The sequence below is a fragment of the Glutamicibacter sp. genome, assembly GCF_032154645.1.
Taxonomy (GTDB): domain Bacteria; phylum Actinomycetota; class Actinomycetes; order Actinomycetales; family Micrococcaceae; genus Glutamicibacter.
Genome location: NZ_JALDXV010000023.1, coordinates 14698 through 38443 on the forward strand (window position 1 = coordinate 14698; position 23746 = coordinate 38443).

Consider the following 23746-nt stretch of genomic DNA (forward strand, 5'->3'; position numbering starts at 1 on the left):
GCGAAACCTTTGCATAGGAAGCACCACCATGAACTACGTCAGTGAAACGCCCCTGCCCACAGGCCAGCGCCTGCGGCTCAGGAAATTCGCCATCAACGACTTTGCCGCGGTGCACGAATACGCCACGGATCCCCAGGTCTACCGCTATGCCGAGTGGGGACCCAACACCGAAGATGAAACACGTGCGTTCATCGACGATGCCATGCAGCGCAAGGAGGATTTCCTCAGTTACGCGGTGGTGTTGGATGACCAGCTCATTGGAGCCGCCGCGGTGTGGGTCACCGAGCCCGGTGTCCCCTCCGGTGAACTTGGTTATGGGCTCAACAGCCGGTTCTGGGGACACGGATATGCCACGATCATCGCAGGCATGCTGGTGGAGCTTGGATTCAAGCGCTTGGGGATCCATCGACTGACAGCCACCTGTGCACCACTCAACCTTGCCTCACGCAGGGTGTTGGAGAAAAACGGATTTGTCTTGGAGGGTCAACTGCGTGAGAACAAGATGGTCCGTGGCGAGTTTCGCGACTCGCTGTTGTTTTCTCGGCTCAGCACCGACGGCTGACGGCGGCTGCACCACTGCCGTTAAGCACGCGACTCCCCAAGGGCCTGCAGGCCCTTGGGGAGTCGCGGTGTTAATGCCTAGTTGGCGAACCAGATGGCGATTTCGCGCGCCGCCGACTCTTCCGAGTCGGAGCCGTGCACCAGGTTCTGCTGAACCTTCAGGCCCCAGTCGCGGCCCAGATCTCCGCGGATGGTGCCCGGAGCAGCGGTGGTCGGGTCGGTGGTGCCTGCCAGCGAACGGAAGCCGGTAATGACCGACTGGCCCTCGGCAACGAGTGCCACGACCGGACCGGAGAGCATGAACTCCACCAGCGGTTCGTAGAATGGCTTGCCCTCGTGTTCTGCGTAGTGGGCGGCAAGCATCTCGCGGGTGGCATTCAGCTGCTTGAGCTCAGCAATGGTGTAGCCCTTGGCTTCGATGCGGGCGATGATCTGGCCAGTCAGGCCGCGCTTGACGCCGTCCGGCTTGACCAGGATCAGGGTACGTTCAGTCATGTGACTACCTCTTCGTATCGATAATTAACTTTTTGTGGGTCAGACTCTGTCTTAGGCCTGCTCGGGATGGGCTTCATCCCACTTGGCCTGGGCGATGGCCCGCTGCTTATTTTCCTGATCGATGACTTCACCCTTGGAGACCGCATACCACCAGCACAGCGCGAAGGCCGAACCCAGGTAGAACATGTCCACCAGGACAAAGCCGCACAGGAAGAAGACCGCCTGCAGTGCCCAGCCGATGATGTAGCCGATCTTCTTGCCTAACAGTGCACAGTTCAAGATGCACAGCAGCGCAAGGATGCCGCCCATCGACAGCACCACTGCCGGGTCGGCCCGCTTGAGCCCGAAGGCCGCCAGGGTGATGAAGATGGCCAGCAGGGCCTCGCAGACCAGCACGGTGGAGGCGAACATCATCTTCACCGAGCGCTGCTTCTTCTTCATTCCCGGACGCCATTCACGCTGGGCACGGGTCAGCTTGGCCATCAGTGTCCTCCCTTGAGCAGCGCCGTCACTTCGCCCACCAGTGTAATTGAACCGGTAGCTAGCACGCCGCCGGCGAGGTCATCGCCGGACTCGGCGCGGCCCACGGACCACTCGATGGCGTCTTCCAGATCTTCGGTCACGTGGATGTCCTCTTCGGGCCAGCCGGCATCGATGGCCATATTCGCCAGTTCACCGGCCGGAATGGCTCGCGGTGAGGAGGACTGGGTGATGCACAGGTCTTCAACCAGGTCGCCGTACTCTTCACGCATGGTGTAGAGCATCGCTTCGGCGTCCTTCTCCTGCAGGATGCACACCATGAGCACCAGCTTGCTGAAACCGAAGGACTCCTTGATGGCCTCGGCGGCAACGCGGATGCCATCGGGGTTGTGTCCCGCGTCCACCAGGATGCTCGGTGCGGTGCGTACCAGCTCCAGGCGTCCCGGGCTGGAGGTTGCGGCAAAACCGTCGCGGACCAGGTCCGCATTCAGCTCGCGCTCGCCCCCGCCGAGGAAGGCCTCCACTGCGGCGAGGGCCACGGTGGCGTTCTGCGCCTGGTGAGCGCCGAACAGCGGTAGGAAGATCTCGTCATAGCGTCCGGCCTGGCCTTGGATGCTCAGCAGCTGGCCGCCGACCGCGACCTGGCGGTCAAGCAGCTTGAAGTCCAGGGACTCGAAGGCCACCGGGACCTCCAGCTCGCGGGCGCGGGCCAGCAGCACATCGGCGGCGTCCACCGGCTGCACCGAGGAGACCAGGTAGCCGCCGGGCTTGAGGATGCCGATCTTCTCCTGGGCGATCAGCTCCGTGGTATCCCCCAGCAGGTCGGTGTGGTCCAGCGAGATCGGGGTGATCACCGAGACGTCGCCGTCGGCTACGTTGGTGGCATCGGTGATGCCGCCCAATCCGACCTCAAGCACCACTACGTCCACCGGCACCTCGGCGAAGACCGCGAAGGCCAGGATGGTCACAGCTTCGAAGTAGGTCAGCTTGTTTTCGCCGCGCTCCACCAGTTCGGCGTCGACAATCTCAAGGAACGGGGTGATCTCATCCCAGACCCGCACAAAGGTTTCCTCGTCCACCGGTGCACCGTCGATGGCGATGCGTTCGGTGACAGAGACCAGGTGCGGCGAGGAATAGCGGCCGGTGCGCAGGTCGTGCGCCTGCAGCAGGGACTCGATCATGCGGGCGGTGGAGGTCTTGCCGTTGGTGCCGGTGATGTGCACCACCGGGCAGGCCTTCTGCGGTTCGCCCAAGATTTCCATGGCACGGAACATCGGATCCATGCGCGGTTCCATCTTGTTTTCCGGCGCCCGGGAAAGCAGCTGCGCGTAGACGCGCTCTACCTCGCTCACTTGGCTACTTCTTCCAGCTTGGCTACGACGATCTGCTCCGCGTCCAGTGAATCGTCGACCATCAGTTCCAGCTGCTCGGTCAGGGTTTCGCCTGCCACGAGCTCGCGGTTGGCTTCCAGCGCCGCGATCACTGCGGCGGGGGCGGTGATCACGGTGTGGATGCGGTCCGAGACCTGCAGGTCTGCGTCCTTGCGGGCGGACTGGATGTTGCGGATCATGTCGCGGGCGGTGCCTTCGGCTGCCAGCTGCTCGGTGACCTCGGTGTCCAGCACCAGGAAGCCGCCGTCGATGACCGCCGCGGCGACCTGCGCGGTTTCATCCACCACGGTGTCAAGGGTGTATTCGCCCTCGGCCAGTTCCAGACCGCCGGCGGTGACCACGCCGTTGGACACGGACCAGTCCCCGGACTTGGCGCCCTTGATGGCCTGCTGCACGTTCTTGCCCAGGCGTGGGCCTGCGGCGCGGGCATTGACGACCAGCTGCTGGCTGATGCCGTAGCTGGCGGCGTCCACGCCGGCGGCGTCGATCAGGGTGACCGACTTCAGGTTCAGCTCGTCCTTGATGATCGAGGCGTAGGTGCCCTCCAGGCGCGCCGCATTGGTGAGCACAACCTTCAGCTCCGCCAGCGGCAGGCGCACGCGCAGGTTCTTGGCCTTGCGCAGCGATGAGCCAACAGAGCAGATCCTGCGGGTGGTGTCCATGGTTTCCAGCGCGGCGGCGTCCACCGGGAACTGCTCGGCTTCAGGCCAGTCGGTCAGGTGCACGGAGCGCTGTCCGGTCAGCCCGCGGAAGATCTCTTCGCTGGCCAGCGGCAGCAGCGAGGCGGTGACCTTCACTAGGGTCAGCAGCGCGGTGTACAGGGTGTCGAAGGCCTGGGTGTCTTCGTCGAAGAAGCGCTGGCGGGAGCGGCGCACGTACCAGTTGGTCAGCGTGTCCATGTACTGGCGCACCGCCTCGGTGGCATCGGAGACCTCGTAGCTGTCCAGCGCCTCGGTGACCTCGCGGACCAGCTGGCCGGTGGCGGCCAGCATGTACTGATCCAGCGGATCGGTGGAACTGGTGGAGAACTTCGCCTCGTAGCCGGCGCCGTTGTTCGCGGCGTTGGTGTACAGGTTGAAGAAGTGCCACACGTTCCACAGCGGCAGCAGCACCTGGCGCACGCCGTCACGGATGCCCTGTTCGGTGACGATTAGGTTGCCGCCGCGCAGGATCGGAGAAGACATCAGGAACCAGCGCATGGCGTCGGATCCGTCGCGGTCAAGCACCTCGGTGACGTCCGGGTAGTTGCGCAGCGACTTGGACATCTTCTGTCCGTCCGAGCCGAGCACGATGCCGTGGGAGATCACGTTGGTGAACGCCGGGCGGTCGAAGATCGCGGTGGACAGGATGTGCAGCATGTAGAACCAGCCGCGGGTCTGGCCGATGTATTCCACAATGAAGTCGGCAGGGTTGTGGCCGTTCTCAAACCATTCGCGGTTTTCAAACGGGTAGTGCACCTGGGCGAAAGGCATCGAACCGGAGTCGAACCAGACATCCAGCACGTCCTCGACGCGGCGCAGGGTGCCGCCGGCCTCGCAGCCCTCGTGGGCGCGGGTCAGCTCGTCGATGAACGGGCGGTGCAGATCCGGCTGGCCTTCATGGTTGACCGGGATGCGGCCGAAGAAGTTCTTCAGTTCTTCCAGCGAGCCGAAGACCTCGCGGTGGGTGCACTCCACTCCGTCGCATTCCCAGACGGGGATCGGCGAGCCCCAGAAGCGGTTGCGGGAGATGGACCAGTCGCGGGCGTTTTCCAGCCACTTGCCGAACTGGCCGTGCTTGACGTTGCCCGGGATCCAGTTGATCTCTTCGTTCAGTTCAAGCATGCGGTCCTTGAACTGAGTCACCTCCACGTACCAGGAGGAGATGGCGCGGTAGATCAGCGGGGTGCGGCAGCGCCAGCAGTGCGGGTAGGAGTGCTCGTAGGAGGCCTGCTTGACCAGGCGGCCGTCAGCCTTGAGCACATTGGTGATGGTCTTGTTCGCTTCGAAGACCTGCACGCCGACGATGTCGTTGAGCGGGCCGTTCGCGAAGACCGGCAGGAACTTGGCGGACTCGTCCACCGAGAGGATCACCGGGATGCCGTGCTCTTCGCAGACCTTCTGGTCGTCCTCGCCGTAGGCCGGAGCCTGGTGGACGATGCCGGTGCCGTCGCCGGTGGTGACGTAGTCGGCGGTGACGATCTGCCAGGCGTTGTCGGTGCCGTACTTCTCGGTGTCCGTGTAGGTGTCCCACAGCGGCCGGTAGCGTACGCCTGCCAGCTGCGCGCCGGTGTAGCTGGCGCTGATCGCAGCGGCGGCTTCCTTGGCGTCCTTGTAGCCGAGGTCCTTGGCGTAGGAGCCGAGCAGGTCCTTGGCCAGCAGGAATGGACCTGCGGCCTCGGAGGCCTTCACGCCGTTCTCGCCTGCGGGCACAACGACGTACTCGACCTCCGGGTGCACCGCCAGTGCCTCGTTGGTCGGCAGGGTCCACGGGGTGGTGGTCCAGGCCAGCGCCTGAACGCCAGCGAGCTCAACCGATACGGGGTTCTCACCGGCAACGATGGTAAAGCCGACGGTGACTGTCTGATCCTGACGGTCCTTGTAGACGTCGTCGTCCATGCGCAGCTCGTGGTTGGACAGCGGGGTCTCGTCCTTCCAGCAATATGGGAGCACGCGGAAGCCCTGGTAGGTCAGGCCCTTGTCGCTCAGCTGCTTGAAGGCCCAGATGACCGATTCCATGTATTCGACATTCAGGGTCTTGTAGTCGTTCTCGAAGTCGACCCAGCGCGCCTGGCGGTTGACGTACTGCTTCCACTCATCGGCGTACTTCATCACCGAGGTGCGGCAGGCATCGTTGAACTTGTCGATGCCCATGTCGATGATCTGCTTCTTGTCGGTCATGCCCAGCTGCTTCATGGCTTCCAGCTCGGCGGGCAGGCCGTGGGTGTCCCAGCCGAAGCGGCGTTCTACACGCTTGCCGCGCTGGGTCTGGTAGCGGGCCACGAGGTCCTTGACGTAGCCGGTGAGCAGGTGGCCGTAGTGCGGCAGGCCGTTGGCGAAGGGAGGGCCGTCGTAGAAGACGAATTCTTCGCCCTCTCGCTGGTCGATGGAGGCCTGGAAGGTGTCGTCGTTCTTCCAGTATTCGAGGACGCGCTTCTCAATTTCTGGGAAACGCGGTGAAGCCGGGGTCGAACCGGTTGGGTCTGTAGTGACCTTCGGGTAGAAGCTCATCGAAATGGCCGTCCTTCAAGCGTAGGGTCGATAAATCCTTGCCTACGAGGACGACTTTCGCCGCGGTACCACCCCGCTTGTCCCCCACTATTGCTGGTTCGCAATGGCGGGCAACCGCTTCTCTTCAGCTGTGACGGGCTGGTCCCGCTCGGTTCTACTGGGCAACTTTTCCATTGTGGAGGCGTGCTGTTCTTCCGAGGACTCCCCGGTGATGGCCGGATCAATGTCGGATAACAAATATTCTACCGTGTTCATCGCGTGCTGGAAATTCCATCCAACCAGTGTGCGGGAGCGCACATATCCCATCCCCACACCTGCGGATGCAGCCCTGAAGGAAATCGTGAGAGTCAAGAGAAATCGGAAGAGCGCGCCCTTCCGCATTTTCAGGATACCCCGGCGGTGGGGGCTTGCCGCAAGGCCCCGGGTGGGGCGCATAATCGTTACTTGCTTCCGCCCCACCCTTCACCTCAGGAGTCCTCCATAGTGCCCTTGACCAATGCTCATACCAACTATTTCTCCTCCACACCGGCTACCGACGCATCGATGGAACGCGACAACCAACAGCTGTCGGACATCGACGCAAGGGTTGAGCAGCTGCGCGCGGAAGCGGCCGGACGTCTTGCGCGGCGTGGACACGATGCGGCGGGTTCGCTGCAGCAGTCGTTGGAACGCGACGTCCAAATGCAGGAACTTGCCCAACGACTGCATCAGCTGGACCGCATCGGGGCCTCGGCCTGCCTGGGCTTCATGACGACCGTTGAGGGCCGGCGGATCTACGTCGGGCGCATGGGGCTCAGCGATGCCGAGGGCAACCAGCTGATGGTCGACTGGAGGGCCCCGGCAGCGCAGCCGTTCTTCTCCGCCTCGCATGGACAGCCCGAAGGCCTGGCCCTGCGCCGGCGTTATCGCTGGCGGGCAGGACGCATCGCCCACCATTGGGACGAGGTCTTCGACTTGGCGCATCTTGAACAGAGTGCCTGCCTGGATGACCATTCGGCCTTTATCGCATCCTTGGGCTCCGAACGCACAGGCCGTATGCAGGACGTCCTGTCAACAATTCAGGCGGATCAAGATGAAATCATTCGCAGCTCTTCGGCCGGGGCGCTGGTAGTCGACGGCGGGCCGGGAACTGGCAAAACCGTGGTGGCACTGCACCGCGCCGCATACCTGTTGTACTCGGATGCGCGGCTCCACAGCCAACGCGGCCGAGTGCTGGTGGTCAGCCCCCACGACGCCTACACCTCCTACGTTGCAGATGTGCTTCCCAACCTCGGAGAGGACGATGTGGTGGTGTCCACGTTGCCCCAGATGGTGAAGTCCCCTGAAAACATCCGCGAAGAGGACGACCGTCTTGCCGAGCTGAAGGGTGTCGGCGCGATGGTTCAGGCGGTACAGCGTGCGGTGACGGTCTTTGAACAGGCTCCGGACTCACCGGTGAGCATTGATACCGGATGGGGACAGGTCCACTTAGATCCCGAAGATTGGGCGGATGCGCTGTCGCTGATCGATCTGCAGGTACCGCACAATGAGAACCGTATCCAGCTCAAACAGGCGCTGATCGAACTGTTGGTCCCGCGGATCAGTCCTTCCGAGGATGAGGCACCACTGATTCGTCGTTCGCTGGACAGCAGCGGCGAGCTGTCCGACTGTCTTGATGAGTACTGGCCGATCATCGAACCTGAAAACCTCCTGCGAGCGATGTACCGGACGCCGGCACTCCTGCAGTACTGCGCACCGACATTGGATGCCTGGGAACAAAAGGACCTCCTGGACTTTGCAGCTGGTCCCGGATGGACGCTGGCTGATCTTCCCCTGCTGGATGCGGCGCGGTTCTATCTGGGCGATCAGCAGGCGGAGCGTCATCATGAGAAGGATCGACAGCGTTTGGAGGCTGCCGAGCAGAATGTTCGAGCGGTGATCGATGATCTCGTTGCGTCGGCTGATGACCTGGAAGACCTGTCCTCCCAGCTGCTCAGCGACGACCTGCGCAGCCAGTTGGTCGCCCAGTACGCCTCACGACCTGACATTGCTGAATTGTCCGCCGGGCCCTTCACCCATGTCATTGTGGACGAAGCCCAAGACCTGAGCGATGCACAGTGGGCGATGGTGCTGCGCCGCTGCCCTTCGGGCAGTTTGACGATCGTCGGCGACAGGGCCCAGTGCGTGGCTGGGTTCCGTGAATCGTGGGTTCAGCGTCTGGATCGTGCGGGAATTCGGAAGGTTCGGGTCAGCGAACTGCGTATCAATTACCGGACGACCGAACAGATCATGACCGCTGCGGCCGAGGTGATCCGCCATGAGCTGCCGGATGCGAATATTCCCACCTCCCTGCGCAGCAACGGCGCGGCCGTTCGCTTTCAGTCCCCACAGCTGCTGCAGCAGGTACTAGATCAGTGGTTGGCTGAACACAGTCAGGGCGTGGCTGCGGTGATCGGCCAGCCGCATCGGCCAACCTCGTCTCGAGTGGTTGCCCTGTCACCGGAGAATGCCAAGGGACTGGAATTTGATCTAGTGGTTGTCTACCGCCCGGAAAGCTTCGGGCAGGGTTTGAGCGGTGCCGTACGAAGATATGTGGCGATGACGCGTTCCACCGCTGAATTGGTAGTTCTCTCGGATCTGGGGGCCGCCGGGATTTAGTAGGCTGTGCGCTATGGATTCTTCTGTGCGGTCTTGGGCGATGGGCGCCAATCAACACCATCTGCTGGCCTCCCCCACGGTGCTGCGTTCTGGACAGCATCTGGTGACTGCAATTTTGCTGTTGATCGCGCTGCTGCGGGAACTGACGACGGTTGAAAATTTGTGGCCAGTTGTTAGTGTCGCGGCGGCGTTTACCGGTTGGTATGTGGCCGGCTTTATAGGCATGGCCAAGACGCATGCGCAGCGGCTGCCCCTGTGGTGGTTGGCCGGGCTGCTGGGCATTTGGGCTGTCATGTTGTGGATCAGCCCCGAATTCATGTGGTTGGCATTCAGTCTCTGGCTGCTGTTGGGGCATCAGTTGCCGCTGCTTCCATCAATACTCTGGTCCGTGGTGGTTTACGCCATGACCATTGTTTCTCCCTATCTTCATCAGGGACAGACAAATGTCGCGGCGGTGGTCGGACCCATGGTCGGTGGGATCTTCGCTTGGGGCATTTCCCGCGGCTACTTGATGCTCGAACGTGATGCGCGGGTAAGGCAGAACCTCGTCGATTCGTTGATCAGGACGCAGGATGAAATGGCGGCGGTGCAGGAAGAGCTGGCCCGCTCCCAGCATGATGCGGGGGTCGCGGCCGAACGCACACGCTTGGCCAGGGAAATCCATGACACCATTGCGCAGCAGCTCTCCTCGATCGGGCTTCATGCCAAGGCCGCTTTGACGGCGCAGGAAGAGGAGAAGTCCGAGCAGTCGCTGCGGCGCATCGAAGAGTTATCGGGTCAGGCCCTAGGCGACTTGCGCAGAATCATTGCCGCATTGGCGCCTGCGGAGCTTGATGCCCAGGCGCTGACCGGTGCGCTGGAACGCATCCTGAGCAAATTCGAGCAGGACTCGGGCATCACCGCCCAGCTCACGGTGGATGAAGGACTTCCGGTGCTCGAACCGGCGCTGCAGATTGCCTTGCTGCGCACAGCCCAGTCAGCGCTGTCCAATGTGCAGCGGCATTCCCGTGCTTCGAAGGTGGTGCTGAATTTAGGTTCCGCGGCCAATGAGGTACGTATGGATATTGTTGATGACGGTATCGGGTTCAAACCATCTGTCATCGCCTCCGAACAGCCAAACCAGGACGGCGGTTTCGGACTCAAGGCGATGTCTGCCCGGCTGATCCAGCTGGGCGGCGGTCTTGACGTTGAGAGTTCACCGGGTGATGGAGTCGCCCTGTGCGCCCATCTACCCTTGTTGCGAATGAAAGAGAGCTCATGATCAGGATTCTGTTGGTTGACGATCATCCCATCGTGCGTACCGGGCTGCGTTCGCTTTTTGATAATTACGAAGACCTTAATGTGGTTGGTGAGTGCTCCAGCGGCGAAGAAGCGTTGGAGTTCATTCAGGGGACGCAGGTGGATGTTGTGCTGTGCGACCTCAGATTGGGTGCGGGGATGAACGGGGCTGAGACGACCGCCGCCATCGGCAAACTACCTGGCGCCCCGCGGGTACTGATTCTGACGACCTTTGACAAGGATGCTGAGATCCTTGCGTGCATCGAGTCCGGCGCCAGCGGATATCTGCTCAAGGATGTCAGTGCGCCCACCATTGTCGACTCCATTCGTTCCGCCGCCAAGGGCCAGATGGTGCTCGCTCCGGAAATGACGCAACGCGTCTTGGCTGGGATGCGCCAACCAAAGGTGGAACTCACGGCCCGCGAAGTGGATGTATTGAAGCAGTTGTCCACGGGCATCGGAAATAAGCAGATTGCCAAGGCGCTGTTTGTTTCCGAGGCAACGGTGAAGACCCATCTCGTACACATTTTTGACAAGCTCCAGGCCGCCTCGCGCACCGATGCGATCAACAAGGCTCGACAGCTGGGATTGCTCTAGCCGTACGACACACCCGACGGTGTCTCAACCTTTTGGTTGATATTTGTTTCGTTCCTCTTCACGACGGCAGGAAGGGGGAAAACTTGTTGACTGGATAGTATGAATCATCCAGTCTTAACCAGGCTCAGCCGGTCGCTCACCAGTAAACGTGGTGCACGCGTTTGGGCCCTAGGCATCACCGTCGTGGTGGTCTTGCTTTTTGGAGCGCTCAGCAGCGTTCAGGCACCACAGCGATCAGGTAGTTCGTTGGTCAGCGGCTCCGAATCTGCCGAGGTCGCGCAGGTCATCCAGGCGAATTCAAGCGACAATTCGACCACTGCACTGCTGGTGGCTACCGGAGCCAACGGGCAGAAAATCAGCCCGGACCAAACGCAACAGCTGACCGGGCAAGTGAGGAGCATGGCCGATCAGCTGAACCTCACGGTGGGCCGTCCGCTGGCAAGCGATGATGCGCAGGCTCTGATGGTACCGGTCTCGTGGACTACGGTTTCGGATGATGCCGATCGGCAGACCTTGATAGACATCAGAAGTTGGATTTCTGAGCATCCGGTAGACGCAGTGGATCAGCAGGTCACCGGCTCAACGGCCTTCGCCGTGGATATCACCCAGGCCTTTGCCGGGGCAGACTTCACCCTCTTGGCTGTGACCATATTGATCGTCGCGGTCCTTTTGATCGTCACCTACCGATCCCCCGTGTTGTGGCTGCTTCCGCTTGCCGTAGTTGGGTTGGCCGACGGCACCGCCTCCAAAGTGGCAAATCTCCTGGGCAATTGGTTGGGCCTGCACTTTGATTCCGGAGTCTTGAGCGTTCTCGTCTTTGGTGCAGGAACGAACTACGCGCTGCTGCTGATCTCCCGCTACCGCGAGGAACTGAGGAAACATGCGGATCATCGTTCGGCGCTCAGCCGTGCCTGGGTGTCAAGCTTTGAAGCGATCCTGACCTCAAACCTCACCGTGGTCTTCGCCTTACTGACCTTGGGTTTGGCAATGATGGAAGATACCCGCGGTTTGGGCATCGTCTGCGCCGTCGGCCTGCTCATTGCCGCGGTCTTCGTCCTTTTCCTGCTGCCTCCAGTACTTGCCATGGCAGGGCGAAAGGCATTCTGGCCTTTGATCCCCCGCCCGGGACAGGTCGAAACCAAGGCGAACATCTTTGCCCGCATGGCCAACGCGGCCATGCGCAAACCCGCCATCAATCTGGCCACGCTCATGCTGTTGCTCGTGGTGCTCGCTTCTTCCCTGGCCGGGGTACGGCTTGGTTTGGATCAAACACAGCAGTTCAGGACCGCCACCGAATCGGCGAGCGCCATGGAGCAGCTGGTCGAGCATTTCCCCGCTGGTGAAGCTCAGCCCATCATTGTCCTGAGCGACTCCGATGACACCAGCGACCTGCGAAATCAGATCAGCGCGCTTCCCGACGTTGCACGCGTGAGTTCACCGAGCGCCTTGGAAGGTACCAGGTGGCAGCAGTTCTCGGTCATCACCTCCGCAGACCCGGGTTCCCAGCAGGCTCAGGACTTGGTGAAGAACATCCGCGAAGTTGCAGCACAGGAGGGTGATGGGACGGTGCTGGTCGGCGGGCAAATTGCCGAACGGTACGACACCGAACAAGGCCACCTGCGTGACCTGTTGGTCATTGCGCCGCTCATCATGCTGATCTGCTTTATTGCGCTGGGCTGGCTGACGCGTTCCTTCAGGACGGCGCTGGCCCTTGGATTGGTCAACCTGCTCAGCGCCGCGGCCGCCATTGGCATTGGCTCGCTTGTGTCCTCCTTGGTATTCAGCGCCGATGCCTTGGATGTTCAGGTTCCGCTGCTGGCATTTGTCTTCCTGGTGGCCTTGGGCGTGGACTACACGATCTTCTTTACCCAGCGTGTGCAGCAGAACCTTGCCTCGATGCCTCTGAAGCCGGCAATCGCACAGGCCGCTGGCCATACCGGCTCGGTCATCACCAGTGCAGGCTTGGTATTGGCCGGCGTCTTCGCAGCGCTGGCTGCGCTGCCGCTGATGGTGCTCGGACAGCTGGGGGTCATCGTCGGCTTGGGTGTGCTCCTCGATACCTTCGTCGTACGCACGCTGCTGCTGCCAGCACTCTTCGCAACTCTGGGCCGCAACGGCCGCCCGATCTTCGGCTCGCACACTGCGGGCACCGAAATTACCACCCATCACAAAGATCAGAAGGACACCATCGTCAATGCGTAAACTCGTCAATCTCGCCTTCATCTACATGCTGGTAGGCGTAGCATCCGGATTGTTCTACCGTGAGTTCAGCAAGATCAACGAATTCCCTGAAGGCGGCTACACCCAGCTGTCCATCGTTCACACCCATTTGCTGGTGCTGGGATTCTTGGTGTTCCTGCTGGTGCTGCTCCTCGAAAGGGCATTCACCCTCAGCCAGCACCGCAAGCTCTACGCATGGTTCCTGGGCACCTACAACGCCGGGCTCATCCTCACCGCTTCGATGATGACCGCCCACGGCATGCTCACCATCATTGGTGTCGAGTCAAACAAAATGATCTCGGGCATCGCGGGTCTGGGACATATGTTCCTCACCGCGGGAATGATCCTGTTGTTCATCATGCTGCGCCGCAGCGTTGGTGCCCGGCGCAGCGATTCTTCGCAGAAGCTGGACGCCGCTTCCAACTAGTTGAATGCCCTCAATGAATGCCCGTCGACGTGGTCGGCGGGCATTGGCGCATCCGGCCTAAGGTCGGTTCTGCTACGGTCGCACCAACAACAGTTGCTCATACAGGGCGGCGGGCGCCCCTGTCAGGCTGACAATGAGGGATGCCTGCCCGGAGTGTGAGGAGGAAGCCTGTGAACGCCGGCCGCGACGCCATACATCAAAAAGTAGTGGTCCCCCCGGATCCGGCCTACCGCTTTATTGCGCTGGTGCCCGGATCATTGTGTCTGACTGCGTATGTACTGATCTTCGGCTCCGCACGGCCGTCGGGATCTGGGCAAGCTGGCCCTACTTCATCCCTGATTATCGCTGTCCTAATCATCACCGTGGTCGCAGCACTGACAGTCTGGGGCGCAACCCAGGCGAGAATCTCGGTGACCAGGAGCGCTGATGCCCACATCCTGCTGAGCGCACCCATGTACCACCGACGCATTGAAATTGCCCGGGTGTCAGATATACGCGTTTCCGAGCTCAGCGTCATGAATACGGGCTGGCTCAACTGGCCGGTGTCGGGACGGGCGGCCAGTGATCGAGGCCTTCGATTGAACGTCGGAGGATGCGCCCAGGTCGCCTTCACGGTTGATGGAAAGTTCCGTATGACGATCGTCGCCCGGGACGCGCTTCAGGCGAAGAACATCGCCAAATTGTTGCAGACTTGAACCGGAGCCGACATTGCCGTTCTCAAAGGGTGATCTCACCAACGCGTTATTCGACAACGCGCCGTCATATACCTGCAGATTCCTCTGACAGGCAGCTTAGCTATACACCCGTGCTAACGTCGGGAACATTGGATTCATGAACGGTGCCGCCTAGGGCAAGGCACCGTGCCACCACCTCAGATGGGAGCCGACATTGGGCTATCACGAACATACCGACTCGAAGTATTCACGCAACATCCGCCATGGAGCTCCCGAAGCGCACAAGGCATTTCTGGAATTCGACAAGGCGGCCTTGCGCGGTGAAGACAAGGTCATCCCCCGTAAGGAAACCGAATTAATTGCTGTGGCGGTAGCGCTGACGACCCAGTGCCCCTACTGCATTGAGGCGCATACCAAGGCAGCGCGCAAGGAAGGTGCCACCGAACAGGAGCTGGCGGAAACCATCATGATCGCCACCGCGCTTCGGGCCGGTGCTGGGTTGACCCATGGTTTCATGGCGATGAAGTTCTTCGACGGCGAAGAAGGACACCAGCACTAGCGGACCTCGCGCCAGGACCCCGTGCGGGTCAAGCTGCCTCGAACCTGTGAGAGTTTCGAGGCAGCTTGTTCTATTACTTCAGGGTGAAGCGCCGGGGTACGGAGGACCATCCGCGCAGCACATTGTTGTGGTGATATTTGACCTCGCCTACCAGTTCGATGGTGTCTACGCGCTCGATGAGCTGTTCCAGGAGGCAGGCCGCCTGGAGACGGGCCGCGTGCTGTCCTACGCACTGATGCACCCCCATGCCGAACGCCAGGTGGCCAGATGGGTCGCGGGTAACATCGAAATTGTCCGGATTCTCCCAACGCCGGGGGTCGCGGTTGGCGGCCGGATAACACATCAGCACCTTCTGTCCGGCTGGAATGACGACGCCTCCAATCTGCAGGTCCACCGAGCTCTTCCGTAACATTGCCTGCACCGGCGAACTCCAGCGCAGGGCTTCGTCAAAAGCGACTCGAGCCAGGCTCGGATTCTTCTTGACCAGCTCCCACTGTTCCGGATTCGTCGCCAAGGCGTAGAGCATTCCGGCAATCCCGTAGATCGTCGTATCAACGCCTGCCGCGATCAACGAGCTTGCAAGCAATGCCGCGTTTTCGTGGAGGATGTCGCCCCGATCTGCGGCGGCCCAGATGTCAGCGCCGAATCCGTCGGGCCGCAACGCATCACGCTGGCACTTCTGCGCCATCCAGCTGGCAAGCTCCGGCGCCTTGCACTCGCCCGCCTTCACGAGGTCGTTGTAGGGGCCCGCGGTGTTGAAATTGTGGTCGGCGAAGTCGACGAACTTGTCCCTGGCCGATTCGTCGATGCCCGAAGCGTCGGGGAAGAAATCTACGGGAAGCACGTGGGCAATCTGCGTCAGACCGTCGATTTCGACCGTTGCGCCCTTGGGAGCGTCGGACAGATGCTCGTGGAGCAGGTCTGTCACGCGGGTCATGCACGTTTCCTTCATGGCACGCAGTGCTCGGGCTGAAAGGATTTCCTGCAGTACCTCTCGCGGCGCGTCATGTAGCGGAGGGTCGGTCTGCAGAAGCCCCTTGGGCGCGTCCAGGTCTCGAATTCCGACGCCAGCGCCGGAGATCAGTCCCTGCCAGTTGGATAATGCTTCGGAGAGTTCGGCAAAACGGCCGATGGCGTAGACTCCGTACTTCGACAGGTACGCGACCGGCCCGGCATCGCGAAGCTGCTGTTGGAAGGGCAATGGATCTTCCAGGCATTCGGCGGCGAAAGGATCTGCGTCCAGCACCGGGATCCCCTGGCTGACCGGGCACTGTGAAGTAACTGTCATTGTTGTATCCTTCCGTAGGTACGGTTAGCTGATTTCAGCGTTGTAGTAGTTGATGTGGCTTCGTTGTTCGAGCTAGATCGATTGCGATGCGCAACGCACCGACTGGTTCGCCTCAGGCCCTGGCAAAATCCGGAACCAAGGTTTCGTAGTTGATGCTTCCCTGCTTGATGCTGCCGAAGCGTTGTCCGACTTGGGCCATGCGCTCCACCATGTCCTGCGGTACCTTGAAGTTCGGCTGCAGCGAGGGTGCCACCTGATCCGCATAGTGCTGCATATAGGCCTCGGCGATCGCCAGTCCCTTGCCGCCCCGGCCGGTATCGTTGAGGATCTTGGCCGCCTTCGCCGGTTCATCGAGCATGAATTGATGCGCATCCTGCTGGGCCGCAAGCCACCGTTGCACCACCTCGGGATGGTTCTTTGCCATATCTTCACGCACCGCGATGGCGACCACCGCCTGATCACGCACGATGGCAGGGGTGTCTTTGGCCGAGAAATCTACGAGAACCCTGCCACCGGATTCTTGGGCGACATACCGGGTCGAGGTCCATTGAACGCCCACATAGGCGTCGATGCGGTCCGCCTTCAGATTGGGGATTGCCTGAACTGCAAGTCCCACGGCCAACACCGTGACGTCCAAATACTTCATGCCGGCTTCTTCCAGGGCGAGCTTCAGCTGCAGGTCGCCTCCTGCGCCGATGGCTGTCACGCCGACGCGCTTGCCCTTCAGCGACTGCATCTTCTCCTTAAAGCCCGCCTGATCCGAGGGCCAGGCGCCCTTCGCGGATCCGACAATGCCATAGGTAGTTTCCATGACGCGCAGGCCCACCATCACCGGACGCTGCCCTTCTTGGCCGTTGACGTGGGTGGCCATGAGATTCAAGGTATCTGCGCCCATGCCGTCGATGGCGTTGGAAACGAGCAGCTGAAACCCCTGGACCCCGCTGGAGGGGTTGATGTGTTTGGGGACGTTAAGCTGATGCTTTGCATAATCGGAGTTGGCCACGTTGATGGCGTCGAGGATAAATGAGTCGCCAGGCACCGATGCCACGGTAAATTTCACTGCACTTGCGGCGTTTTGTGCCCCGCTGGCTGCACCGCAGGCCGAAAGCACCGTGCTGGAACCTAAAACTGCGGCGCCCAGACCCGCAAAACGCAGCAGCGAGCGGCGCGATACCTGATGGCCCATTGCGCGCAGTTGTGCTTCTGCGCGGCGCGATTGTCCTGACCGATTCATGTCCCCATGCCTTTTCGTCGATGAATTGAAGCAATGTTTGATGGAGGGTGCTTTCTCCACTCGACGAGATGCTCGGTTGACTTTCACACGAAAGCTGAAAGGAACTGGATCGTCGGTTGGGCGAAAGAGGCAACCGGGTCATAGGGCAATCATCGGTCTAGCAGTGACGTCAGATCAACGTCCCTGCCTGTGGGCGACGAACGAGCTTGAGAGTGAATCCTTGATTACTCATCCGTAGCGTTACTCATCAGTATTGTTATTGAAATCACAGTTTGGTAGACGGGGTTCGCTGCAGGGGTGATATGCGGTATTTATCGCCCGGGCTATCGAAAGCATCGGCAGGAATCTGCACCGACTTCAGCAAACGCATCTTTCAGGAGTCGTCCGCGAACACTGGTATCGACAACAAAGCCCTAGGCCGCCATCATCTGGCGGCCTAGGGCTTTGTTTTGAGCCTGGGGTGAAGCTTACAGACTCTCAGCTAATTTTTTTGCACGGGAGAATTCCAGCATGGCATCGCGCTCCACAACCTTGATGCGATCGCGGGTGATGTCCCCGAAGCGGGTCTCGATGGTGCCTGCGGCGGCTCCCAGCTCCTTCTCGTGGACGTCCAGGCTCATCCAGCCCTCCCAGTCGGAGAATTGGACGCCGCGCTCTTCTAGCAGCGCCGCAATTGGCTCGTCGTTGGTTGGCTGAGCCAGGTTGCCCAGGTCTTCGAGCAGGTGGGTGGTGGTCTCCAGTGCATCACCCTTGGTGTGGCCGATCAAGCCGATTGGACCGCGCTTGATCCAACCGGTGGCGTACAGGCCGGTGACGTGGGTTCCGGAGGCATCCAGGACGCGTCCTTCAACGTTCGGCAGCACACCCTTGGCGCCGTCGTACTCGATGCCGTCAACAGCCGAGCCGAAGTAGCCTACGGCGCGGTACACAGCCTGCAGCGGGTATTCGATGAATTCGCCGGTGCCGCGGGCTCCGCCGTTTCCATCAAGTTCATTGCGTTCGAGCTTCAGGCCGCTGACCTTGCCGTCTTCGCCCAATACCTCAACCGGAGACTGCAAGAAGTGCAGGTGCAGGCGTCGCGATGCGCTCGGCGCCTCTTCACGTTCTTCCTGCTCGATCAGCCAGTTGGTCAGAGTCGAGACCATGGTCTTCACCTGGTTGTTGGTCTTCATCAGCTCATCGGAAGCCTTGTCGAACTCGAAGTCCTCCGGGTACAGGACGATGTCTACGTCCTTGGAGTGCGAAAGCTCGCGCAGTTCCAGCGGGGTGAACTTCACCTGGGCTGGGCCGCGTCGGCCGAAGACGTGCACGTCGGTGACTGCCGAGTCGTTGAGCAGATCGTAAATGTGGGCGGGAATCTCGGTCTCCAGCAGCTGGTCTGCATGCTTGGACAGGATGCGGGCAACATCCAATGCCACGTTGCCGTTGCCAATGACAGCAACTTCCTTGGCGCTCAGGTCCCAGTGCTTATCGACATCTGGGTGGGCGTCGTACCAGGAAACGAAGTCTGCGCCGCCGAAGGAGCCTTCAAGATCGATGCCTGGAATGTTCAGGTCGGCGTCCTTCTGGGCGCCGGTGGAGATAATGACCGCATCGTAGCGGGCGCGCAGGTCCTCGAGGGTGATGTCGCGTCCCAGTCCTACGTTGCCGTAGAAGTCGATCCAGTCGTTGTTCAACACCTTGTGCAGGGCCGTGATGATGCCCTTAATGCGTGGGTGGTCCGGGGAAACGCCGTAGCGAATCAGGCCGAAGGGGGTTGGCAGTTCGTCGAAGAGGTCTACCTTCAGCGACAGTGCGCCGCTGGACACCGGCTGGCTCTTGTTCAGCAGGTCGGCTGCGTAGATACCCGCTGGGCCCGCGCCAACAATTGCCACACGCAGTGAACGGGTGGTCAGGTGCTCTGGGATGATAATTTCACTCATCAAACAACATCTCTTTCTTAGTCAACGATCGTGGCCGGCACGGTGGCCTCGGCGTTCTCTAGCGGCAGGAGGTCTACCAGTTGGTCGGAGGCTTCCGGGGCTAGCCGAACGACATCACCGATGACGATGACGGCCGGATTCGCCACTGCGGCCTTGCGGGCGCGTACTACAATCTCTTCTAGCGTACCGATAGTTGTGCGCTGCGTCTGTGAGTAACCTCGCTCAACTATCGCAATCGGCGTACTTGACGGTAAACCTCGGGTAAGCAAAGTCTCAACAATCTTTGGCAAATTGGAAACGCCCATGAGGATCGCCAGGGTGTGGTCCGAACGGATCGGCACATCCGCCAGGTCGGTATGACCGCTGACTACGGTGAAGCCTGTAGCCACACCGCGGTGGGTGACGGGGATGCCTGCGGCGGCCGGCACCGAGATCGAACTGGTGATGCCCGGGATGACCCGGGTGGCAATGCCGAACTTCGCGGCGTAGTGCATTTCCTCGCCGCCGCGGCCCAAAACGAACGGGTCTCCGCCCTTCAGGCGCACCACGTGTTTGCCATCTAAAGCGTACTTGACCAGTAGTTCGTTGATCTCATCCTGGGTTTTGACATGGCAGTTGGGGGCCTTTCCCACGTCGATGACAGTTACGTCGTCCGACAGGTCTGCCAGCAGTGCGGTGGGCCCAAGGCGGTCGGCCAGTACGACGTCCGCCGCGAGCAGTGCCTTATAACCGGCAACGGTGATCAGTTCCGGATCGCCCGGTCCCCCGCCGATGAGGGTGATGTGACCGATAGTCATTATTTTTCTCCAGTTCGGCTCATTCCGCGGTCACGCAGCAGTTTGCGTTCCAGCGGAGCGAAGCATAGAAGTTCGATGAGGGCTCCCACGAGCAGGATCACGAGTATGACCAGCATCACCAGCGGGAGGTCGGCCAGGTCGCGGCCGCGCTGCAGCAGCGAACCGACGCCCAGGGCCAGCGAACCGCCGACCGCGATCAGTTCAGCGGCCATCAAGGAACGCCAGGCGAAGGCCCAGCCCTGACGCAGGCCGCCGACGTAACCAGGCAGCGCGGCAGGCAGCTCTACGTGCAGGATGTGTTCGCGCTTGCTGGCTCCGAGCACCTTTGACAGCGCGGTGTACTGGCGTGGAATCATGTCGATGCCTGAAAGCAGGCCGTTGATGATCGACGGGATCGCGCCGAGCAGCAGCACCGTGTAGATGGTGGCGTCGCTCAGCCCGAAGAGGATGATTGCCGCCGGTACCCAGGCGATGGATGGCAGCACCTGCATGGCGGAGATCAGCGGGCCCACGCCCTTGCGCAGCAGTGGCTGGTGGGCCAGCAGCAGCGCGATCGGGGTGGCGACCAGCACGGCGATGACGAAACCGCTGATGGCCCTGAACAATGAGGTGCTCACCGCGGCGAGAAGCGAACCGTCCGCAATGACTTCCGGCAGGCTCGCCAGAACCTCGCCGGGACCCGGAAACAGGTCTGAACGCAGCGGGCTGATCCACGCGGCGATCTGCCACAGGCTCAGCAGCACGACCACCGCGATGATCGGAGCTACCACGGCGTCAACCTCGCGCCGCTTTTTCGCTGCCGGCGCCGCCGCGGGGGCGCTGGGTGCTTTAAGCTCGGTCAGAGTGCTCATGTTTACGCTGCTCCTTTCGCAGGATCGTGGTCAGTTCGTTGGCCAGCTCGGCGGAGGACGCCGGGTTGTTGCGCAGTTCGTCGGTGATCCTTCGGGTCTCAAGAATTCGACCAGGGTGGGATGAAAGCACCAGGATGCGACCGGACAGGCGGATTGCCTCGCGCACATTATGGGTGACGAAGATGATGGTCTTGCCGGTTTGGGCCCATAGGTTGCGCAGCTCTTCGTGGAGCATGTCGCGGGTGATGGCATCCAGGGCGGCGAAGGGCTCGTCCATCAACAGCACCTGGCGGTCCTGGGCCAGCGCCCTGGCCAGCGCCACGCGCTGGCGCATGCCCCCGGAAAGCTCGTGCGGCTTCTTGTCCACGGCGTGGCTGAGCTGGACCAGGTCAAAAAGTTCCTTGACCCGCTCGCCGCGCAGTTCCTTCGGGTAGTCGGCAAGTTTCAGCGCTAGGTCCACGTTGGCTCCGGCGGTGAGCCAGGGCAAGAGGTTTGAATCCTGGAACATGAAGGCCGCGCCGTCTTCGGGCACCTCCAGCCAGCCGGCGCTGGGTGCAAGCAGCCCGGAGATGAGGTTGAGCAGGGAAGATTTTCCGCAGCCGGAGGCTCCGAGGACCGCGACAAACTCGCCGTCTTCAATTTCCGCGCTCATCCGATCGATCACCAGTCCGGTGCCCGGGTAGCTGAGCGACACTTCGTGCAGCAGTACTCCCATTACTTTCCTCCTTCCGAGCGGATAAATGATTCATCGACCAGACCGGCGGTATCCCCCGGTTCTCCGATGCCGACCGACACCGCGTTCTGCACCAGTTTTTCGAAGGTCTTGTTCAGCGGCTGCTGGTCGAAGTTCACTTCCTTGAGCGCCGAGGCGATCACCTTGTCATCCAGTGAGCTGCCGCTGGCCTGCTTGAGCGCCTCCTGCACCGCCTTCAGCTTCGACTTGTCGTCTGCCTGATTGAGCCAGTCGATTGCCTGGGCGTTCGCCTGAACCAGTTCCTTGACGGTCTGTGGGTGCTGGGCGATGAACTTTTGCGAAACCACAAGTACGGTGGTCGGGAACTTTCCCTCATCCCATAGGGTGGATTCATCGACTAGGCGATGTGCCCCGTACTTCTGCACCAACAGGGATGCATGCGGTTCGGGAAGCCAGGCCCCGTCGATCGCCCCGCGGCCGAAGAGCTGTGGGACGGTGCCGTTGGAGCTTGGGGTCACCGTGGCCTTGCCTTCCAACCCGTTGGCCTTCAGGAAGGCGCGCAGCGCCACATCCTGGGTGCCGCCGAATTGCGGGGTGGCCAGGTTCGTACCTTCCAGCTGCGCAACCTTGGTGATGTCCTTGGTGGTCACCAGGCTGGCACCGCCGGAGGCAACGCCGGCCACGATCTTCAGCGAGGTGCCCTTGCTGGACAGGTAGCTGTTCAGCGCAGGGCTGGGGCCCAGGTAGGCGGCATCCAGGGCGCCGGAGTTCAGCGCCTCGATGGCGGCCGGGCCGGCGTTGAAGATCTGCGTTTCCAGTCCGGTGCCGTCGGCCTTCAGCTCCTTGTCCAGGAACCCGCCGGACTGCGCCACCAGGGCCGGAGCGTGGGTGACATTCGCGAAGTAGCCGAGGCGCAGCGTGTCAGCCGGACCCTGGTCTGCGCTGGCGGTGGCAGCCTTGTTCGGCGCCGGGACGAAGGCGGTGAGCACCGCGGTGGAGGCCAGCAGCCCGACCAGCACCAAGCCGATGACCCGGCCCTTGCGGTTGCTGCTGGGCACCGTTGCGCTCAATCGGATGCGTCCGGTCCCCGGCGCGCCGCCCTGATCGGCCGTCGGCGCCGGGTCGCCCTGCTTCTTAGGCCGCTTCATCATCGGCCTGGATGATGCCTGCGGCCAGGGTGCGGCCGGTGGCGGGATCGATCAGCAGGAATGAGCCGCCGGTGCGCGAGTCGCGGTAGTCGCTGACCGAGACGGCGGCCGAGCTGCGTACGGTAATGCGTCCCAGGTCGTTCAGCGCCAGCGCCTCTGCAGGTTCGCGGCTGTAGTCGGCCACGTTCAGCACGTGGTCGATCTGCGCCACCTTGGCAGCCGCCACCTTGGCGCCGTGTTTGATCAAGACCCGCTGTCCTTCGGCAAGCTTGACCGGTGCGAGCACGCAGATGTTCGCATCGAATTCGCGGACCGCCTGGGGCAGGGTGCCTGCCACCACGGTGTCGCCGCGGGCGATGTCCACCTCGTCGGCCAGTTCAAGCACAATGGCCTCCCCGGCGTGGGCGGTGTTCACCAGGCCCGAAGGGGTGCCGATGGCCTTGACGGTGCTCAGCGCCGGGTAGCCGTTGGACAGGATCTGCACCGGATCGCCCACCGACAGGCTGCCGTCGACCAGAGTGCCGGCGTAGCCGCGGTAGTCGCGGTAGTAGTCGGCGTCCAGGCCCGGGGCCAACCCGCCCTGCGGGCGGATGACGTACTGCACGTCAAGGCGTGCGGTCCCTGCAGGCTGTGCCAGGGTGAGATCTTCGAGCAGTCCGAGCAGCGTCGGTCCGGCATACCAGTCGGCGTTCGCCGAAGGCTCCACCACGTTGTCCCCGTCGAGGGCCGAGACCGGGATGACGGTGGTGGCCTGCAGGCCCAGCTGGTCCGCCAGTGCGTGGATCTCGGATTCGATTTGGGTGAAGCGCGCCTCGTCCCACTGGACCAGGTCCATCTTGTTCACCGCGACAATCAGCTGCGGGACGCGCAGCAGTGCCAGCACGCCCAGGTGGCGGCGGGTCTGCTCCAGCACGCCGTTGCGGGCGTCGACCAGCACGATGGCAGCATCCGCGGTGGAGGCGCCGGTGACGGTGTTGCGGGTGTACTGTACGTGGCCCGGGCAGTCGGCAAGGATGAACGAGCGCATTTCGGTGGAGAAGTAGCGGTAGGCCACGTCGATGGTGATGCCCTGTTCGCGTTCGGCGCGCAGGCCGTCGGTGACCAGTGCCAGGTCCAGTGCCCCGGTTTCGCCGCCGAAGCCGCGTTCGGCGCTGGTGCGGGCCAGGTCGTCCAGGGAGTCGGCGAGGATCGCCTTCGCGTCGTGCAGCAGCCGGCCGACGAGGGTGGACTTACCGTCGTCCACGGAGCCGGCGGTAGCGATGCGCAGCAGTGTGGTGGTCATGT

At 61.7% G+C, this 23746-nt stretch carries 21 protein-coding genes; 8 read left to right on the top strand and 13 right to left on the bottom strand.

Going from position 1 to position 23746, the window contains the following annotated elements:
• Positions 1-28 precede the first annotated feature (28 nt).
• Positions 29-562: a GNAT family N-acetyltransferase gene (locus RUH64_RS14915; protein WP_313814440.1), complete on the top strand. Its 534-nt coding sequence runs from the start codon at positions 29-31 to the stop codon at positions 560-562.
• Positions 563-639: 77 nt separating this feature from the next.
• Here RUH64_RS14915 and ndk read toward each other — a convergent pair whose 3' ends face one another.
• From ndk to RUH64_RS14940, 5 genes are all read right to left on the bottom strand, one after another.
• A complete protein-coding gene (gene ndk / locus RUH64_RS14920) occupies positions 640-1056 on the bottom strand; it encodes a nucleoside-diphosphate kinase (RefSeq protein WP_313814441.1) in 417 nt (138 codons plus the stop codon).
• Positions 1057-1107: 51 nt separating this feature from the next.
• Positions 1108-1539 carry a DUF4233 domain-containing protein gene (locus tag RUH64_RS14925; protein WP_313814442.1) on the bottom strand — a complete coding sequence of 144 codons (432 nt, stop codon included), beginning with the start codon at positions 1537-1539 and terminating at the stop codon, positions 1108-1110.
• Positions 1539-2831 (bottom strand): folylpolyglutamate synthase/dihydrofolate synthase family protein, encoded by a 1293-nt coding sequence (locus tag RUH64_RS14930; protein WP_313814484.1) that lies wholly within the window; start codon positions 2829-2831, stop codon positions 1539-1541. Before RUH64_RS14930 ends, RUH64_RS14925 begins: the two co-directional genes overlap by 1 nt.
• A 53-nt stretch (positions 2832-2884) precedes the next feature.
• Positions 2885-6136, bottom strand: a complete 3252-nt coding sequence (gene ileS, locus RUH64_RS14935; RefSeq protein ID WP_313814444.1) for an isoleucine--tRNA ligase — start codon at positions 6134-6136, stop codon at positions 2885-2887.
• Positions 6137-6223: 87 nt separating this feature from the next.
• Positions 6224-6442, bottom strand: a complete 219-nt coding sequence (locus RUH64_RS14940; protein ID WP_313814446.1) for a hypothetical protein — start codon at positions 6440-6442, stop codon at positions 6224-6226.
• Positions 6443-6619: 177 nt separating this feature from the next.
• On the opposite strand from RUH64_RS14940, the gene helR reads away from it, so the two are divergent.
• The 7 genes from helR (at position 6620) to RUH64_RS14975 (ending at position 14528) form a co-directional block, all read left to right on the top strand.
• On the top strand, positions 6620-8773 hold the full coding sequence (gene helR / locus RUH64_RS14945; RefSeq protein ID WP_313814447.1) for an RNA polymerase recycling motor ATPase HelR: 2154 nt from the start codon (positions 6620-6622) through the stop codon (positions 8771-8773).
• Between the two features lie 13 nt (positions 8774-8786).
• Positions 8787-10034 (top strand): sensor histidine kinase, encoded by a 1248-nt coding sequence (locus RUH64_RS14950; RefSeq protein ID WP_313814448.1) that lies wholly within the window; start codon positions 8787-8789, stop codon positions 10032-10034.
• The gene (locus tag RUH64_RS14955; RefSeq protein WP_313814450.1) at positions 10031-10648 is read left to right on the top strand and encodes a response regulator transcription factor; all 618 of its coding nucleotides are present in this window, start codon (positions 10031-10033) and stop codon (positions 10646-10648) included. Before RUH64_RS14950 ends, RUH64_RS14955 begins: the two co-directional genes overlap by 4 nt.
• A gap of 99 nt (positions 10649-10747) precedes the next feature.
• Positions 10748-12850: an MMPL family transporter gene (locus RUH64_RS14960; RefSeq protein WP_313814452.1), complete on the top strand. Its 2103-nt coding sequence runs from the start codon at positions 10748-10750 to the stop codon at positions 12848-12850.
• Entirely contained in the window at positions 12843-13295 is a 453-nt protein-coding gene (locus RUH64_RS14965) for a DUF2871 domain-containing protein (protein ID WP_313814453.1), read from the top strand. Before RUH64_RS14960 ends, RUH64_RS14965 begins: the two co-directional genes overlap by 8 nt.
• A 170-nt stretch (positions 13296-13465) precedes the next feature.
• Complete coding sequence (locus RUH64_RS14970) at positions 13466-13990, top strand: hypothetical protein (RefSeq protein ID WP_313814455.1); 525 nt, start codon at positions 13466-13468, stop codon at positions 13988-13990.
• A gap of 193 nt (positions 13991-14183) precedes the next feature.
• Positions 14184-14528: a carboxymuconolactone decarboxylase family protein gene (locus RUH64_RS14975; RefSeq protein WP_313814457.1), complete on the top strand. Its 345-nt coding sequence runs from the start codon at positions 14184-14186 to the stop codon at positions 14526-14528.
• A 73-nt stretch (positions 14529-14601) separates the two neighbouring features.
• Here the strand turns inward: RUH64_RS14975 and RUH64_RS14980 are convergent, their stop codons facing one another.
• The 8 genes from RUH64_RS14980 to RUH64_RS15015 all read right to left on the bottom strand — a co-directional run bounded on the left by RUH64_RS14980 (position 14602) and on the right by RUH64_RS15015 (position 23744).
• A complete protein-coding gene (locus RUH64_RS14980) occupies positions 14602-15816 on the bottom strand; it encodes a cytochrome P450 (RefSeq protein WP_313814458.1) in 1215 nt (404 codons plus the stop codon).
• 112 nt (positions 15817-15928) lie between these two features.
• On the bottom strand, positions 15929-17050 hold the full coding sequence (locus tag RUH64_RS14985) for an ABC transporter substrate-binding protein (RefSeq protein ID WP_313814459.1): 1122 nt from the start codon (positions 17048-17050) through the stop codon (positions 15929-15931).
• Positions 17051-17517: 467 nt separating this feature from the next.
• Complete coding sequence (locus RUH64_RS14990) at positions 17518-18972, bottom strand: FAD-dependent oxidoreductase (protein ID WP_313814460.1); 1455 nt, start codon at positions 18970-18972, stop codon at positions 17518-17520.
• Between the two features lie 17 nt (positions 18973-18989).
• Positions 18990-19769, bottom strand: coding sequence for a uroporphyrinogen-III C-methyltransferase (gene cobA / locus RUH64_RS14995; RefSeq protein ID WP_313814461.1), 780 nt, complete (start codon positions 19767-19769; stop codon positions 18990-18992).
• Positions 19769-20620, bottom strand: coding sequence for an ABC transporter permease (locus RUH64_RS15000; protein WP_313814462.1), 852 nt, complete (start codon positions 20618-20620; stop codon positions 19769-19771). Before RUH64_RS15000 ends, cobA begins: the two co-directional genes overlap by 1 nt.
• Positions 20598-21335: an ABC transporter ATP-binding protein gene (locus RUH64_RS15005; protein ID WP_313814463.1), complete on the bottom strand. Its 738-nt coding sequence runs from the start codon at positions 21333-21335 to the stop codon at positions 20598-20600. The genes RUH64_RS15000 and RUH64_RS15005 overlap by 23 nt, the downstream gene beginning before the upstream one ends.
• Positions 21335-22465, bottom strand: a complete 1131-nt coding sequence (locus tag RUH64_RS15010; protein ID WP_313814466.1) for an ABC transporter substrate-binding protein — start codon at positions 22463-22465, stop codon at positions 21335-21337. Before RUH64_RS15010 ends, RUH64_RS15005 begins: the two co-directional genes overlap by 1 nt.
• A complete protein-coding gene (locus tag RUH64_RS15015; protein WP_313814467.1) occupies positions 22449-23744 on the bottom strand; it encodes a GTP-binding protein in 1296 nt (431 codons plus the stop codon). The genes RUH64_RS15010 and RUH64_RS15015 overlap by 17 nt, the downstream gene beginning before the upstream one ends.
• Between the last annotated feature and the right edge of the window lie 2 nt (positions 23745-23746).